This is a genomic window from Marinovum sp. (assembly GCF_034669705.1).
GTDB lineage: Bacteria > Pseudomonadota > Alphaproteobacteria > Rhodobacterales > Rhodobacteraceae > Marinovum.
The window spans coordinates 85,210-96,717 of record NZ_JAXMOR010000001.1; the positions used below are offsets into that span (position 1 = coordinate 85,210).

General features: G+C 63.9%; 18 protein-coding genes. 17 read left to right on the forward strand and 1 reads right to left on the reverse strand.

Going from position 1 to position 11,508, the window contains the following annotated elements:
- The first annotated feature begins 1 nt into the window (after nt 1).
- The 17 genes from VOI27_RS00445 to VOI27_RS00525 all read left to right on the forward strand — a co-directional run bounded on the left by VOI27_RS00445 (nt 2) and on the right by VOI27_RS00525 (nt 10,299).
- Nucleotides 2–310, forward strand: coding sequence for a hypothetical protein (locus VOI27_RS00445; protein ID WP_323763305.1), 309 nt, complete (start codon nt 2–4; stop codon nt 308–310).
- Nucleotides 311–326: 16 nt separating this feature from the next.
- Nucleotides 327–500, forward strand: a complete 174-nt coding sequence (locus VOI27_RS00450) for a hypothetical protein (protein WP_323763306.1) — start codon at nt 327–329, stop codon at nt 498–500.
- Nucleotides 501–612: 112 nt separating this feature from the next.
- Nucleotides 613–1,071: a regulatory protein GemA gene (locus VOI27_RS00455; RefSeq protein WP_323763307.1), complete on the forward strand. Its 459-nt coding sequence runs from the start codon at nt 613–615 to the stop codon at nt 1,069–1,071.
- Nucleotides 1,068–1,322, forward strand: a complete 255-nt coding sequence (locus tag VOI27_RS00460; RefSeq protein WP_082154505.1) for a hypothetical protein — start codon at nt 1,068–1,070, stop codon at nt 1,320–1,322. The genes VOI27_RS00455 and VOI27_RS00460 overlap by 4 nt, the downstream gene beginning before the upstream one ends.
- Entirely contained in the window at nt 1,322–1,930 is a 609-nt protein-coding gene (locus VOI27_RS00465; RefSeq protein ID WP_323763308.1) for an MT-A70 family methyltransferase, read from the forward strand. Before VOI27_RS00460 ends, VOI27_RS00465 begins: the two co-directional genes overlap by 1 nt.
- The gene (locus VOI27_RS00470) at nt 1,927–2,319 is read left to right on the forward strand and encodes a helix-turn-helix domain-containing protein (protein WP_323763309.1); all 393 of its coding nucleotides are present in this window, start codon (nt 1,927–1,929) and stop codon (nt 2,317–2,319) included. Before VOI27_RS00465 ends, VOI27_RS00470 begins: the two co-directional genes overlap by 4 nt.
- Nucleotides 2,320–2,438: 119 nt before the next feature.
- Nucleotides 2,439–3,350 (forward strand): glycoside hydrolase family protein, encoded by a 912-nt coding sequence (locus tag VOI27_RS00475; RefSeq protein ID WP_323763310.1) that lies wholly within the window; start codon nt 2,439–2,441, stop codon nt 3,348–3,350.
- A complete protein-coding gene (locus VOI27_RS00480; RefSeq protein ID WP_323763311.1) occupies nt 3,350–3,877 on the forward strand; it encodes a hypothetical protein in 528 nt (175 codons plus the stop codon). The genes VOI27_RS00475 and VOI27_RS00480 overlap by 1 nt, the downstream gene beginning before the upstream one ends.
- Nucleotides 3,874–4,245, forward strand: coding sequence for a DUF2730 family protein (locus tag VOI27_RS00485; protein WP_323763312.1), 372 nt, complete (start codon nt 3,874–3,876; stop codon nt 4,243–4,245). Before VOI27_RS00480 ends, VOI27_RS00485 begins: the two co-directional genes overlap by 4 nt.
- Nucleotides 4,246–4,545 (forward strand): hypothetical protein, encoded by a 300-nt coding sequence (locus tag VOI27_RS00490; RefSeq protein ID WP_048532394.1) that lies wholly within the window; start codon nt 4,246–4,248, stop codon nt 4,543–4,545.
- A 4-nt stretch (nt 4,546–4,549) separates the two neighbouring features.
- Entirely contained in the window at nt 4,550–5,131 is a 582-nt protein-coding gene (locus VOI27_RS00495) for a phage protein Gp27 family protein (protein WP_323763313.1), read from the forward strand.
- Entirely contained in the window at nt 5,128–5,481 is a 354-nt protein-coding gene (locus VOI27_RS00500; RefSeq protein WP_323763314.1) for a hypothetical protein, read from the forward strand. The genes VOI27_RS00495 and VOI27_RS00500 overlap by 4 nt, the downstream gene beginning before the upstream one ends.
- On the forward strand, nt 5,478–5,747 hold the full coding sequence (locus tag VOI27_RS00505; protein ID WP_323763315.1) for a DUF6527 family protein: 270 nt from the start codon (nt 5,478–5,480) through the stop codon (nt 5,745–5,747). Before VOI27_RS00500 ends, VOI27_RS00505 begins: the two co-directional genes overlap by 4 nt.
- Complete coding sequence (locus VOI27_RS00510; RefSeq protein ID WP_323763316.1) at nt 5,744–5,929, forward strand: hypothetical protein; 186 nt, start codon at nt 5,744–5,746, stop codon at nt 5,927–5,929. Before VOI27_RS00505 ends, VOI27_RS00510 begins: the two co-directional genes overlap by 4 nt.
- The gene (locus VOI27_RS00515) at nt 5,926–7,605 is read left to right on the forward strand and encodes a hypothetical protein (protein WP_323763317.1); all 1,680 of its coding nucleotides are present in this window, start codon (nt 5,926–5,928) and stop codon (nt 7,603–7,605) included. Before VOI27_RS00510 ends, VOI27_RS00515 begins: the two co-directional genes overlap by 4 nt.
- Before the next feature lie 116 nt (nt 7,606–7,721).
- Nucleotides 7,722–9,368, forward strand: coding sequence for a DUF935 domain-containing protein (locus VOI27_RS00520; RefSeq protein WP_323763318.1), 1,647 nt, complete (start codon nt 7,722–7,724; stop codon nt 9,366–9,368).
- The gene (locus tag VOI27_RS00525) at nt 9,361–10,299 is read left to right on the forward strand and encodes a phage minor head protein (RefSeq protein WP_323763319.1); all 939 of its coding nucleotides are present in this window, start codon (nt 9,361–9,363) and stop codon (nt 10,297–10,299) included. Before VOI27_RS00520 ends, VOI27_RS00525 begins: the two co-directional genes overlap by 8 nt.
- Nucleotides 10,300–10,424: 125 nt before the next feature.
- Here VOI27_RS00525 and VOI27_RS00530 read toward each other — a convergent pair whose 3' ends face one another.
- Nucleotides 10,425–11,294 (reverse strand): hypothetical protein, encoded by an 870-nt coding sequence (locus VOI27_RS00530; protein ID WP_323763320.1) that lies wholly within the window; start codon nt 11,292–11,294, stop codon nt 10,425–10,427.
- Nucleotides 11,295–11,508 lie beyond the last annotated feature (214 nt).

The window sequence follows — 11,508 nt, forward strand, 5'->3', positions numbered from 1 at the left end:
CATGACCCTGGTGATGTCCAAACCTCGTCAGGCCGATCCGGGCCGCGTTCGCAATGCGGTCACAGGGCTGCGCGAGGTGCTCGGCGATTTGCCGGATAATCACGACTTCGGTGACTACAAAGCCTTCGAGGCAGCCTTCTGGATTGGGCTCGACGGCTTGGAGGCGGCGTTCCGCAAGCTCTGCAAGGACGGCCGGATCAGCCGGAACGACGAGTACTGCACCATCGCGGGCTTTGGCGGGTGGCCACCTCTCGCTTGGGCCTTATCGGCGCGCTGGAGAAGTGGCTGCGCGTCGTTGAACGCAGCCTGAAGGAGGATTGAGACCCATGTTCAAGACACTCTTCGACCGTCTTTTCAAAGCCTCGGAACGCCTGTTTCGCGTCGACCGCTGGGACACGAGCGAATGGAAGTATGGCTTCGGCTGGTGGGATGAGGCTTTCGAGATTTACATCGGCAAGCGGATCATCCGCTTTTGCCCGGACGAGGCGGACTTCAGATGAGGCGGCTGACGAAATGGTACGGCTCCTGGAACCCTGCGCCGGGCTGGTGGCTCGCCCCGGCCGGGATTGTCAGCATCGGGCTCTGGCTGGCCTTCGTATTTGCGTGCGCGGCATGACTGGCGTCCTGCAACGCAAGATCTTCGTCGGCTGCAAGCAGCTGGGCCTCGACACCGAGGCGCGCCACGATCTGCAGCTTGCGGTGACCGGCAAATCCAGCTTGTCGGACATGACCGACGAGGAAAAGCGCAAGGTGTTGGCGCGGCTGAAGCAAGCGGGTTTCAACCCCGAGCCGAGGAAGCATGGCGCCAGGCACAAGCGCGCGCCGCGCAATGATCTGCGGCTGATCCATGTCCTGTGGAAGAAGCTGGGCGAGGCCGACGCGCTGCGAGACCCCAGCCGTAAGGCGCTGAACACTTTCATCCGCGCGCGCTTCGAGAAGGTCTGGCAGACCGTGCCGGCCGACGTCGACATGCTGCGCGAGTGGCATCAGATCGACGACGTGATCCAGGCGCTCAAAGCCTGGGCCGAACGGGCAGACGCTGATTTCGATTTCGGGAAGCACAGGAAATGAAGAAGTCCATCCATCCGGTCACTGACCGCGTCGTCGTTCGCTACCTGGAACACGTCACCGGGCTCGACATCGAGGCCATCCGCGCCACCATCGGCCGCAAGGTCGAGACCGGTCTGGAGCATGGCGCTGGCGGCGTCCGGGTGGACGGGCTGCATTTCGTGCTGGCAGGCGGCACGGTCACCGATCTGTTTCCGGCCTGCAAACCGCCGAAGCACATCGGGTCCTGCAAACGCCGCCGGGAGATCGAGTGATGCTGACCAGGTGGCCATTCGGAACGCTGACGCCAATGAAGTACGGTGCGATCCTGGCCGACCCGCCCTGGGCGTACAATATGCGCTCCGAGAAGGGACACGCCAAGTCGCCGGAGGCGCATTACGCCACGATGTCGATGGAGGATCTGAAGCGCTTGCCTGTCGCGGATCTGGCTGGGCCGACGTGCTTGCTGTTCATGTGGAGCACCTGGCCGCATCTCCCCGCGGCTCTGGAGCTCATGGGCGATTGGGGCTTCACCTACGTCACCGGGGGCAACTGGAACAAGCGGACGGTGACTGGCAAGCTGACCTTCGGCACCGGATACGTGCAGCGATCGGCCAACGAACCCTACCTGATTGGCCGGATTGGCAAACCGTCAACAGCCTGCAAATCCGAACGTAATGTGATCGAAGCGCCTCGGGATGGTCTCGTTCCGAATACGATTGAGGCGATCCGCCGCGAGCATTCCCGCAAGCCGCCGGAGATGCGAGAGATGATCGAGCGTCTTCTGCCGCGCGCTCACAAGTGCGAACTCTTTGCCCGCGAGCCTTGGCCCGGGAACGAAGTCTGGGGCAACGAGTCCGACAAGTTCGGAGCGCCGCAATGACCGATGTCCCCCAGCCGCTTTACCCGCGCCCGCCAGCGCATGTCGCGCCCTTCGTCGAGGTGTTGGGCGTCGACCTCGCGATCCAGTATTTCCTCGAGTTTGGCGGGACGCCCGTCTACCTGGCCAAGAACCCGGCCGGACGCTCCGAGGTCGAGGCGCTGATCGGCGCCGAGGCCGTGCGCGCCCTGCGCGATCATCCCTACCAGTTGCCGGCGCGCTGTCCCTTGCCGAAAAAGTGGATGGCCCAGGTGCTCTACGCAAAAGGCTTGCCCGTTTTGCAAATTGCCCGCAAACTGCGGACAACCGATGTCGCCGTGCGCCGCAACATCGCTGACATTCGCACCGACCGCGTCCCCCGGCGCGATGATCGGCAGCTGAACCTCTTCTGATACTCCCCACCTGATCCCGCCCCTAGCACAGCCTTGCGAGTGTTTTGCCGTGCTCGCCTCAGGCCATTTTGAGGCGAGGGCCGACCGCCGTGAAGGCGGGCCATGCAGCGGAGATCATCATGCGGACATCCCCAAAGGGCATCGCCTTTCTGGAGCGCCACGAGGGCGTCGTGCTCAAGGCCTATCGTGACCCGGTTGGCATCTGGACGATCGGGGCGGGGCTGACCAAGGCCTCCGGCGTGGTCGCGCCGAAGGCCGGCATGGTGATCAGCAAGGGCGATGCAAGCCGTCTGCTCTCTCTGGCGCTTGGCCGGAACTACGAGCCGGCTGTGGCTCGCGCCATGCCGAAGGCGCTGCAGCACGAATTCGACGGCGGCGTGAGCTTCCACTGGAACACCGGGGCCATTGGCCGCGCGAGCTGGGTCAAATCGTGGCGCGCCAAGGCACCTTGGGACAAGATTGCCGATGGTCTGCGCGCATGGCGAAAGGGCGGCGGGAAGGTTCTGCCCGGCCTGGTGCGTCGTCGCGAGGAAGAATATCAGCTGGTCCGCTACGGCGATTATGGTGCCGGGCTGAGCCCGTCGAAGCCAAGTGGTATGGCGCGGATCGTCATGGCGCTGTCGAAGGTTGAGCTGGAGCAGGCGCGCCAGGCCTTTGCCAAGCTCGGCTATGATCCCGGTGACGACGAGCGCGGCATTCTCGTGGGCGCTGTCCGCGATTTCCAGGAGGACCATGATCTGACGATCGATGGCCTGCTGGGGCGCGCCACGCTGTCCACCCTGCAGCGCCGTCTCGACGCGGTTACCAAATCCACCACTGCCACCTCCGGCGCGGCCGTGGCCGGCGGCGGGGCCACCGTGGTGCCTGAGGAGCTGACGGCTCAGGTTCCGGGCGGCGACTGGGCTGCCTGGATCGTCTTCGGCCTCTGTGCGCTCTGGCTGGCCAGGACCGCCTGGAGCTACCGCGATGTCATTGCCGTCAAGGTGCAGGGCCGTCTGCCCGCCACGGCCCGTTTCCTGAGGAGCTTCTGATGAACACTGCCTTGCTCATGACCCTTGCGGCCGAGATCGGCGCGCCGATGATCGAACGCATCCTCGGCAGCCGGATCGGCCAGGGCAATGCCGAACTGGCCCAACAGGTGATCACCCGCATTGCCCGCAGCGCCGGGGTGCAGTCGGGCCCTGAGCTCGATGCTCTCATGCAGGAGAGTCCGGAAAGCGTGCGGGACGCGATCATCGACGTCGAGACCCAGACGCCGGAACTGCTGGCGCTCTATGCCCAGGGGCTCGAATTCCAAATGGCCCAGCTATCCTCGGAGCAGAACGATCCGCTCTGGTACCGCGCCTGGAAGCCGGGCGGCATGTACCTCGTGGGCTTCCTGATCCTGTGGAACGCGGTGATCCTGCATTCGCTGAATGCCGCCTTAAAGATCGCTTTACCGCCCGTTGAATGGGCCATCATCCTGCAGCTGGCGACGCTCTATCTCGGCCTCTACATGGGCGGCCATACCGTCAAGGATGTTGCCTCGAAATGGGTGGCGAAAGGCGGTCGCGCGTGATCGAGTTTACCCTCGCCGACCTCAGAACGCTAATCGGGCTCCTGCTGCCCGTCGCCGGCATGATCTACACCTGGGTCGCCACCCGTCAGAAGGATGTCGAGACCCGGTTCGCCGACGTCAATCGCCGTTTCGGCGAGGGATCGGAGCGAATGGATCGGCTCGACAGCCGCCTGGCCCGGACTGAGCAGACGGTGCAGGGCCTTCCGTCTCGCAACGACATCCATGCGATCGAGCTGCACATGGAACGCCAGGCCGGGTCGCTGGCCCGGATGGAAGCCGTGATCGAGGGCACGAGCAAGGTCATGGAACGGCTGGAGACCATCGTCACCCGGCACGAAGACCACCTGCTCAAGAAGGGGAACAGCTAAATGAGCGACTACAGCGAAACCATCCGCAAGCACCGCCGACTTGCGATCCTCCGCCACCTTGAAGGCTGCACCGACTACACCTCGAACGCCTCGATCCTGACCGACGTGCTCGACGGTGTCGGGTTGCCGTGTTCGCACAGCCAGGTGCTGACCGAGCTCTACTGGCTGAAGGAGAACGAGTTCCTGACGCTGGAGGACAAGTCGGGCTTCGTGGTGGTCGAGGCGACCCGCGCCGGCGCTGAAATCGCCCGGGGCCGTGCCCAGCATCCCGAGATCCAGCGCCCGCGTCCGAAGGCCTGATCCGATGCCGCCCCCCAAGAAAGTTGAATTGCTGCCGGGCGAGCTGCGCAGCTGGCTGCACGACGAGCTGAAGGCCCGCGGCTTCGGCGATTACGTCGGGCTGGCCGAGGCGCTGAACTTCCGTTTGGAAGAAGAGGGGCTGGAGCTGCGCATCGGCAAGTCCGCCCTGCACAACTACGGCCAGGAGTACGAGCAGTTCGCCAAGCTGCAGGAGGAAGCCGGGGCCTGGGCGCAGCAATGGATGTCCGAGAACGATCTCTCCGACGAGGCCGAGCAGCACCGGGTCCTGTTCCAGATGATGACCTCGGTCGCCTTCAAGGTGCTCAAAGCGCAGATGATGAAGACCGGCGAGGAAATCGATCCGCGCGAGCTGCACTTCCTCGGCAAGATGATGAAGGACGTCATGAGTTCCTCGGGGATCCGCGAGAAGCTGATGTCCGACGAACGCGATCGCATCGCCCGCGAGGCGCGCGCCGCGGCGCAGGCGGAGATGACCGAGCGCTTCGATGAGGCCGTGGCAGAGGCCGGGCTGGGCGAAGAGACGGTGGCCAAGATGCGCCGCGACTTCCTGGGGCTGAGAACATGAGCGATCCTGTCATCAACCTTTACACCTTTCGGGGCCTCGACGGGATCGAGGCCGAAGAGCACGAGGCGCTGGGCCACCTGATCGTCAGGCATGACGGCACCATCACCTGGGATCAGTTGCAGGCGGTCAAGAACGAGGTCTGGGGCCCCGACGCCCGTGCGATCGAGGTCTACCCGGTCCAGGGCGACGTGGTGAACGCGGGTAACATGCGCCACCTGTGGCGACTGGGTGCCGGTGACTTCTGCCCCGACCTGCTCCGCCACAATCCCCAAACGCCCACCGACGACACCGACAGCCTGTGCGCCCGCCACGGTGCCGCATGGGCCGAAGCTGAAGAGGTCTTCTCATGATCAGAGCAATTCCCTTCGTCGACCAGCTCAGGCATCGAGACGCCGGCATTCCCGGTTCGATCTATATTGACCGCCGCGCCCAGGGCGGCACCACGCTGCAATTCTTCTGCCCCTGCGGCTGTGGTCAGATGGGCACCGTATCACTCACACCGGACGCCGGTTGGAACGGCGACGAGACCAGCCCGACCCTGGCGGAAAAGATCGGCCTTCCACATCGCGGCTGCGCTGCTCAGTTGAGGGGCAGGTACTGGGAGCCGGGACAATGAGCGAGAACGATCGCCACGACGATCTCGCGGCAGTGGCTTTCTTCCTTGCCGGTGCAGAAGAAGAAAAAGCGACCTATGCCGGCCGCACCGGCAATGACGCCTTCGAGAGCTTCTGCCGCCTGATGGGCTGGCCAGCTGACAAGGTGCGCCGCATTGCCCAGGGCGAAGGGCTGGAGCGATGACTGCGCTTGACCCTGCAACCATCGCCCCGACGGAACCGATCCTTGCCCGCGACGAGACCGGGCTGCCCGACGAGCTGCCACGCGGCGCCTCGATCCCCGCGGACCTCGATCCGCTGGCCGAGGGTATTCTCATGCTGCACCAGAAGGAGTGGCTGGAGGACAGCAGTGACCTGAAGATCGCCGAAAAAGGCCGTCGGACCGGGATCACCTTTGCCGAGGCGCTTGATGACACGCTGATCGCCGCGGCCAGCCGTTCGGCCGGGGGCGACAACGTCTTCTACATCGGCGACACCAAGGACAAGGGTCGGGAGTTCATCGGCTACGTGGCGCATTTCGCCAAGGTCATCGCCGGCGAGCTTCACCAGGTTGAGGAGTTCCTCTTCGAGGACAAGCGCGACGACGGTTCGTCGAAGATGATCACCGCCTATCGCATCACCTTCGCCTCGGGCTACCGCGTCGAAGCCCTGTCATCCAACCCCGCAAATATTCGGGGCCTTCAGGGCGTGGTGGTGATCGACGAGGCCGCATTCCACAGCGATGTGCGCGAGGTCATCGACGCGGTGAACGCCCTGCTGATCTGGGGCGGCAAGGTGCGCGTGATCTCGACCCACAACGGCCGCCTCAACCCCTTCAACGAGCTGATCCGCGAGGCCCAGGCCGGAAAGAACCCGTTCAACATCCATCACATCCCGTTTTCGACGGCGGTTGAGAACGGGCTTTATCAGCGCGTGTGCCTGATCAAGGGCAAGCCCTGGAGCCAAGAGGCCCAGGACGCCTGGGAGGCGCAGATCCGCGGCTCCTACGGCGGACGCACCGCAGCCATGGGGCAGGAGCTCGACGCGATCCCGGCCGACATGGAGGGTGCGGCGCTCACCCGTGTCCAGATCGAGGCCTGCATGGCGCAGGGCATTCCTCAGCACCGTTGGGCGCGGGGAGACGACTTCAAGAATGCCGAGGACAGCGAGCGCAAGCGCCAGGCGGACGAATGGTGCAAGGCGCATCTTGGCCCTGTGCTGAAATCGCTCGACGAGGATCGCCAGCACTTCATGGGCGAGGACTTTGCCCGCTCCGGCGACGTGACTGATATCGTGATCTTCGAGCTGGGTCAGGACCTCGTCCGGCGCTGCAAGCTGATCGTCGAGCTGCGCAACATCCCCTTCGACCAGCAGCGCGACATCCTCTTCTACATCTGCGATCGCATCCCCAACTTCGCCAAGGGCGCGATGGACAAGACCGGCAACGGTGCCTACCTCGCCGAAAAGGCCACCCAGCGCTATGGCAGCCGCATCGTCGAGGTGTCGTTCAGCCGGGAATGGTACGCCCGCGAAATGCCGCCCTACATCGAGGCCTTCAGTGACAAGACGGTGCTCTTGCCGGCACATGAAGATGTGCTGAGCGACCACCAGGCGCTGCAGTACGTCGATGGGCTGATCCGGGTGCCGGCCGATTTCCGCTTCAAGGGTTCCGACGGGCTGACCCGTCACGGCGACAGCGCCGTCGCCGCAGCGCTGGGCTACTACGCCAGCCGGCAGGACTACACCGAATACGGCTATCGCGGCCTGAGTGGTCAAGTTGGCGCCAGCCTCGGGACGGCGGAAGAGGCTGAGGGTGCCGAAGGTGCACGTGACGATTGGTGGCGTTCGCCGCTTGGTGCCCGGCTGCGAGGAGGGCTGTGATGCTCGCCGTCTGTCAAAGGTTAACCTTTCGTGAAATCCATCGCCGGACGTTTGCCACGCATTGCAGCCTGTCCACCAGACTCCTGTCTTTTCGCTCTTTTTCAAGGAGCCGTTAAATGAACAACTCGCCGATTATTCTCGACCGCTGGGGCCGTCCGATCAAACGCACCGAGCTGCGCCAGGAGGTCGCCGCGCCGACGTTCGGCGGCGTGCGCAGCCCGATGTCCGGCTATCCGGCCGACGGGCTGAACCCGCTGCGGTTGGGGGCGATCCTGCGCGAGGCCGATATGGGCGACCCGGTGCGCTACCTGGAACTGGCCGAAACGATTGAGGAACGCGACCTGCATTACCTCGGCGTGTTGGGCACCCGCAAACGGTCGGTCAGCCAGATCGAGATCACCGTCAAGCCCGGTGGCGAGAGCGCGCTCGACGAAGAGCTGGCGACGATGGTGCGCGACTGGCTGCAACGCGACGAGCTGCAGGATGAGCTGTTCAACATCCTCGACGCGATCGGCAAGGGCTTCAGCTTCACCGAGATCCTCTGGGACACCTCGGCCGGGCAGTGGCGGCCGGAGCGGCTGGAGTATCGCGATCCGCGCTGGTTCCGCTTCGACCGCGTCGGGCTGTCCAAGCCGATGATGCTGAACGCGCAAGGGCAGGAAGAACCGCTTCCGGCCTACAAGTTCATCTACAACCAGATGGCCGCGAAATCAGGTCTGCCACTGCGTTCCGGTCTGGCCCGTGCGGTGGTCTGGGGCTGGATGTTCAAGGCCTACACCCAGCGGGACTGGGCGATCTTCACCCAGACCTACGGCCAGCCGCTGCGCGTCGGCAAGTTCGGCCCTGGCTCCAGCGAAAGTGACCGCGACACGCTGTTTCGCGCGGTGGCCAACATTGCTGGCGACTGCGCTGCGATTATCCCCGAGTCGATGCAGATCGAGTTCGTCGAGACCGGCAACCTCGGCAGCTCGACCGATCATTACGAGCGCCGCTCGGACTGGCTCGACAAGCAGGTCTCGAAGGCCGTGCTGGGCCAGACCTCGACCACGGACGCCGAGACCGGCGGGCTGGGCTCCGGCAAGGAACACCGCGAGGTACAGGAGGACATCGAGCGCGCCGACTGCAAGGCGCTCTCGGCCGTGCTTAACCGCGACCTGGTGCAGCCATGGGTGATCCTGGAACGCGGGCCTCAGGCGCGCTATCCGCAGATCGTCATCGCCCGGCCGGAGGCGGAGGACCTCAAGGCCTTTTCCGCTGCCATCGGTGGGCTGATCGACCGAGGGCTGGCCGTGCGTGCCCAGGAAGTCCGCAACAAGTTCGGGCTGGCCACGCCCAAGGCCGGTGACGAAATCCTGCGCCCGACCGCCAAATCAGGGCTGCAGTCGCAGCCAGACGCGGGCAATGGCGACGGGATACCCTCTGAGCGCGGCGTTAAATACCCATTTGATACCCGCGGGCCGAATTCCGGAGCATCGGCCCCACTCCAGACCAAAGGCCCCTCAGCGGGCCGTACAGCGCCTCTCGATCCGGCGGCCGAAATCGCCACCCGGCTGGAGGCCGAGGCGGCGCCGGCGGTGGAGGCGATGCTGGGCCAGGTCGAGGTGATGCTCGAAGCCGCCTCCGACCTCGCCGAGTTCCGCGAGATGGTGCTGGCGGGCTTTCCGAAGGTCGACAACAGCCAGCTGACCGAGGTCGTGGCGCAGGCGCTCGTCGCCTCCTTTGCGGCGGGCCGCGTCATGGTGGAGGAGGAAGACGGTGGCTGACCCGCTGGCCGCCGTCTTCCGCCGCCCGTTCCCCGAACAGGTGGCGGCCTTCCGGCTGCGCCTGGGCAACCTGGTGCCCACGGCGCGCTGGGATGACATCTGGCAGGAGGCGCACGACCGCGCCTTCATGGTGGCGGGCGCGACGAAGGCGGATCTTCTGGCCGATCTGGCGGGCGCGGTAGACAAGGCGATCTCCGAGGGGCGCAGCCTCGAAGAGTTCCGGCGGGATTTCCGCGCCACTGTCGAGAAACATGGCTGGCACGGCTGGACCGGCGAGGACACCGAGGCCGGGCAGGCCTGGCGCACACGGGTCATGTACCGAACCAATGCTCGCACCACCTACGCCGCCGGGCGCTATGCCCAGTTGACCGAGGGCGGCTTTGCCTACTGGATTTACCGCCATGGCGGCTCGCTGGAGCCGCGCGAACAGCACCTGGGCTGGGACGGGCTGATCCTCGAAGCCGGTCATTTGTTCTGGCAGACCCACTATCCGCCGAACGGCTGGGGCTGCAGCTGCTACGTCACCGGCGCGCGCTCGATCGAGGGTGCGCGCCGGCGCGGAGGCGATCCGGCGGTGGAACTCGGCGACGGCTGGCAAAGGCCTGACGCCAAGACCGGCGCTCCGGAGGGGATCGACCGCGGCTGGGCCTATGGGCCGGGTCGCAGCGTGGCCGAGGAAGTGACCCGGATGGTGGCGGAGAAGCGGGCGAAGCTGCCGCAGGCCTTGGGCACGGCGTTGGCCATCGCTGCATCGCCGGGCCGAGCCGTGACGTTTGAAGAGCTGCTGGCTGAATTCGAGACGGTGCTGAAGGCGAGCTCTCCGGCTGAAGCGGAACGACGGATCGAGGAGCTAGTGGCGCGGCTGCCCGAGGTGGAACGGCCCATGGCGCGGGACATATTGCGCGAGGCGATGAAAGCTATTTGGCATTGAGAAGCCACCACCACGCGCATTCTTGGCCGACGTGTCTACCAGCGCCCTTGGTCTAAATTTGAGGAGACGCTAGGCCTAGTCTATCAAATGCACCGTGTAGGGTGCGTCGACTAGGGATAAAGACGCTATGTCATCTCTCCATGCCCGAACATCTCGACGACAAGCACGACAGCACCGTTGATAACGTCGTTGAGGTCCAGAGCCATTGTGGGGCCGAACTCCGTGTGCGGATTCTGGTATTGTGAAAAATTTGCAATTCGAAATGTCTCAGAGGCCCCCGAGTCGACACCGTTTGCGTAGGCAATAGAAATGCAAATGCCCGCCGCCGCACCACCACGAACGCCCGGCGGTGGCGGATCAAATTTATAAACTTTGGTGAACTTCTGTGTGTAGGAAGCATTTGGCGCGATCCACGTCCCCTCACCGGCCTTCCAATTGCGCAAAGCCGCGCGGCTGATTTCTTGTATTCTCTGGTTCCGGCCGGTGTCGGTCAGATCACCCGCAATGAGGCTCGCCCTGGCGGCGGAGTGTCCGGAATTCCGGACAGTGATTGTGCCGGAGATCCAAATCCATGTTTGTCCGTTTTCATCAATCTCAGGGCCTGCATGTATGTCTTGAACTTGGACGTCTTCCACCCACAACCAAGCACGCTGCTCTTTGCGCATCACGAGTACGCCAGCGGCGGTCTCCCGCAACGTAAGATAGACGAACACGACGCCGCCACCAGTGATTGCCAAAGTGGCTAAGGCAATAGCAGCCATTCCAAAAGCCCACAGCGACATGTGCTGCTGAACCTTTAAATCCTTTTCGGCGGTGCTCTTTTCATCTTGGGAGGCTATGGCACGCCCGACGCAGGTTATTTTCGCGAGTATGCTGGGGATTTCTCGGCACGCCTTGATTTCGAAGTCAGACTGAATGCTGTTTGGCGTGTCGGCGTTCTGTTGATCCTTCACGTAGTCTTTGTGTAGCGAAAAGGCATACAGGAAACCGGCCATCAGTATCCCTGATGGGATCAGGATAAATATAGCTGCGAAGAACAAACGGCGCCTACGATTTGTTAACAACTTGCCACCATAAACTCGCCACTGAGATCCCATGTTACAGACGTTGGCCGGTTTTTACTGATTCCGATGCCTGTCAGCTTTTCAACAAGTTGTGCCTAAGTCACCCCCTAGCTTTCCAACAAAGCCTACAGAAGGCGCGCATGTA

Excerpts from the sequence above, each read along its gene's own strand:
- VOI27_RS00500 (WP_323763314.1), top strand. The coding sequence starts at position 5,128 with ATGAGCGATCCTGTCATCAACCTTTACACCTTTCGGGGCCTCGACGGG.
- VOI27_RS00495 (WP_323763313.1), top strand. The coding sequence starts at position 4,550 with ATGCCGCCCCCCAAGAAAGTTGAATTGCTGCCGGGCGAGCTGCGCAGC.
- VOI27_RS00460 (WP_082154505.1), top strand. The coding sequence starts at position 1,068 with ATGAAGAAGTCCATCCATCCGGTCACTGACCGCGTCGTCGTTCGCTAC.
- VOI27_RS00465 (WP_323763308.1), top strand. The coding sequence starts at position 1,322 with ATGCTGACCAGGTGGCCATTCGGAACGCTGACGCCAATGAAGTACGGT.
- VOI27_RS00515 (WP_323763317.1), top strand. The coding sequence starts at position 5,926 with ATGACTGCGCTTGACCCTGCAACCATCGCCCCGACGGAACCGATCCTT.
- VOI27_RS00450 (WP_323763306.1), top strand. The coding sequence starts at position 327 with ATGTTCAAGACACTCTTCGACCGTCTTTTCAAAGCCTCGGAACGCCTG.
- VOI27_RS00530 (WP_323763320.1), bottom strand. The coding sequence starts at position 11,294 with ATGGCCGGTTTCCTGTATGCCTTTTCGCTACACAAAGACTACGTGAAG.
- VOI27_RS00480 (WP_323763311.1), top strand. The coding sequence starts at position 3,350 with ATGAACACTGCCTTGCTCATGACCCTTGCGGCCGAGATCGGCGCGCCG.
- VOI27_RS00490 (WP_048532394.1), top strand. The coding sequence starts at position 4,246 with ATGAGCGACTACAGCGAAACCATCCGCAAGCACCGCCGACTTGCGATC.
- VOI27_RS00475 (WP_323763310.1), top strand. The coding sequence starts at position 2,439 with ATGCGGACATCCCCAAAGGGCATCGCCTTTCTGGAGCGCCACGAGGGC.
- VOI27_RS00455 (WP_323763307.1), top strand. The coding sequence starts at position 613 with ATGACTGGCGTCCTGCAACGCAAGATCTTCGTCGGCTGCAAGCAGCTG.
- VOI27_RS00520 (WP_323763318.1), top strand. The coding sequence starts at position 7,722 with ATGAACAACTCGCCGATTATTCTCGACCGCTGGGGCCGTCCGATCAAA.
- VOI27_RS00445 (WP_323763305.1), top strand. The coding sequence starts at position 2 with ATGACCCTGGTGATGTCCAAACCTCGTCAGGCCGATCCGGGCCGCGTT.
- VOI27_RS00510 (WP_323763316.1), top strand. The coding sequence starts at position 5,744 with ATGAGCGAGAACGATCGCCACGACGATCTCGCGGCAGTGGCTTTCTTC.
- VOI27_RS00505 (WP_323763315.1), top strand. The coding sequence starts at position 5,478 with ATGATCAGAGCAATTCCCTTCGTCGACCAGCTCAGGCATCGAGACGCC.
- VOI27_RS00470 (WP_323763309.1), top strand. The coding sequence starts at position 1,927 with ATGACCGATGTCCCCCAGCCGCTTTACCCGCGCCCGCCAGCGCATGTC.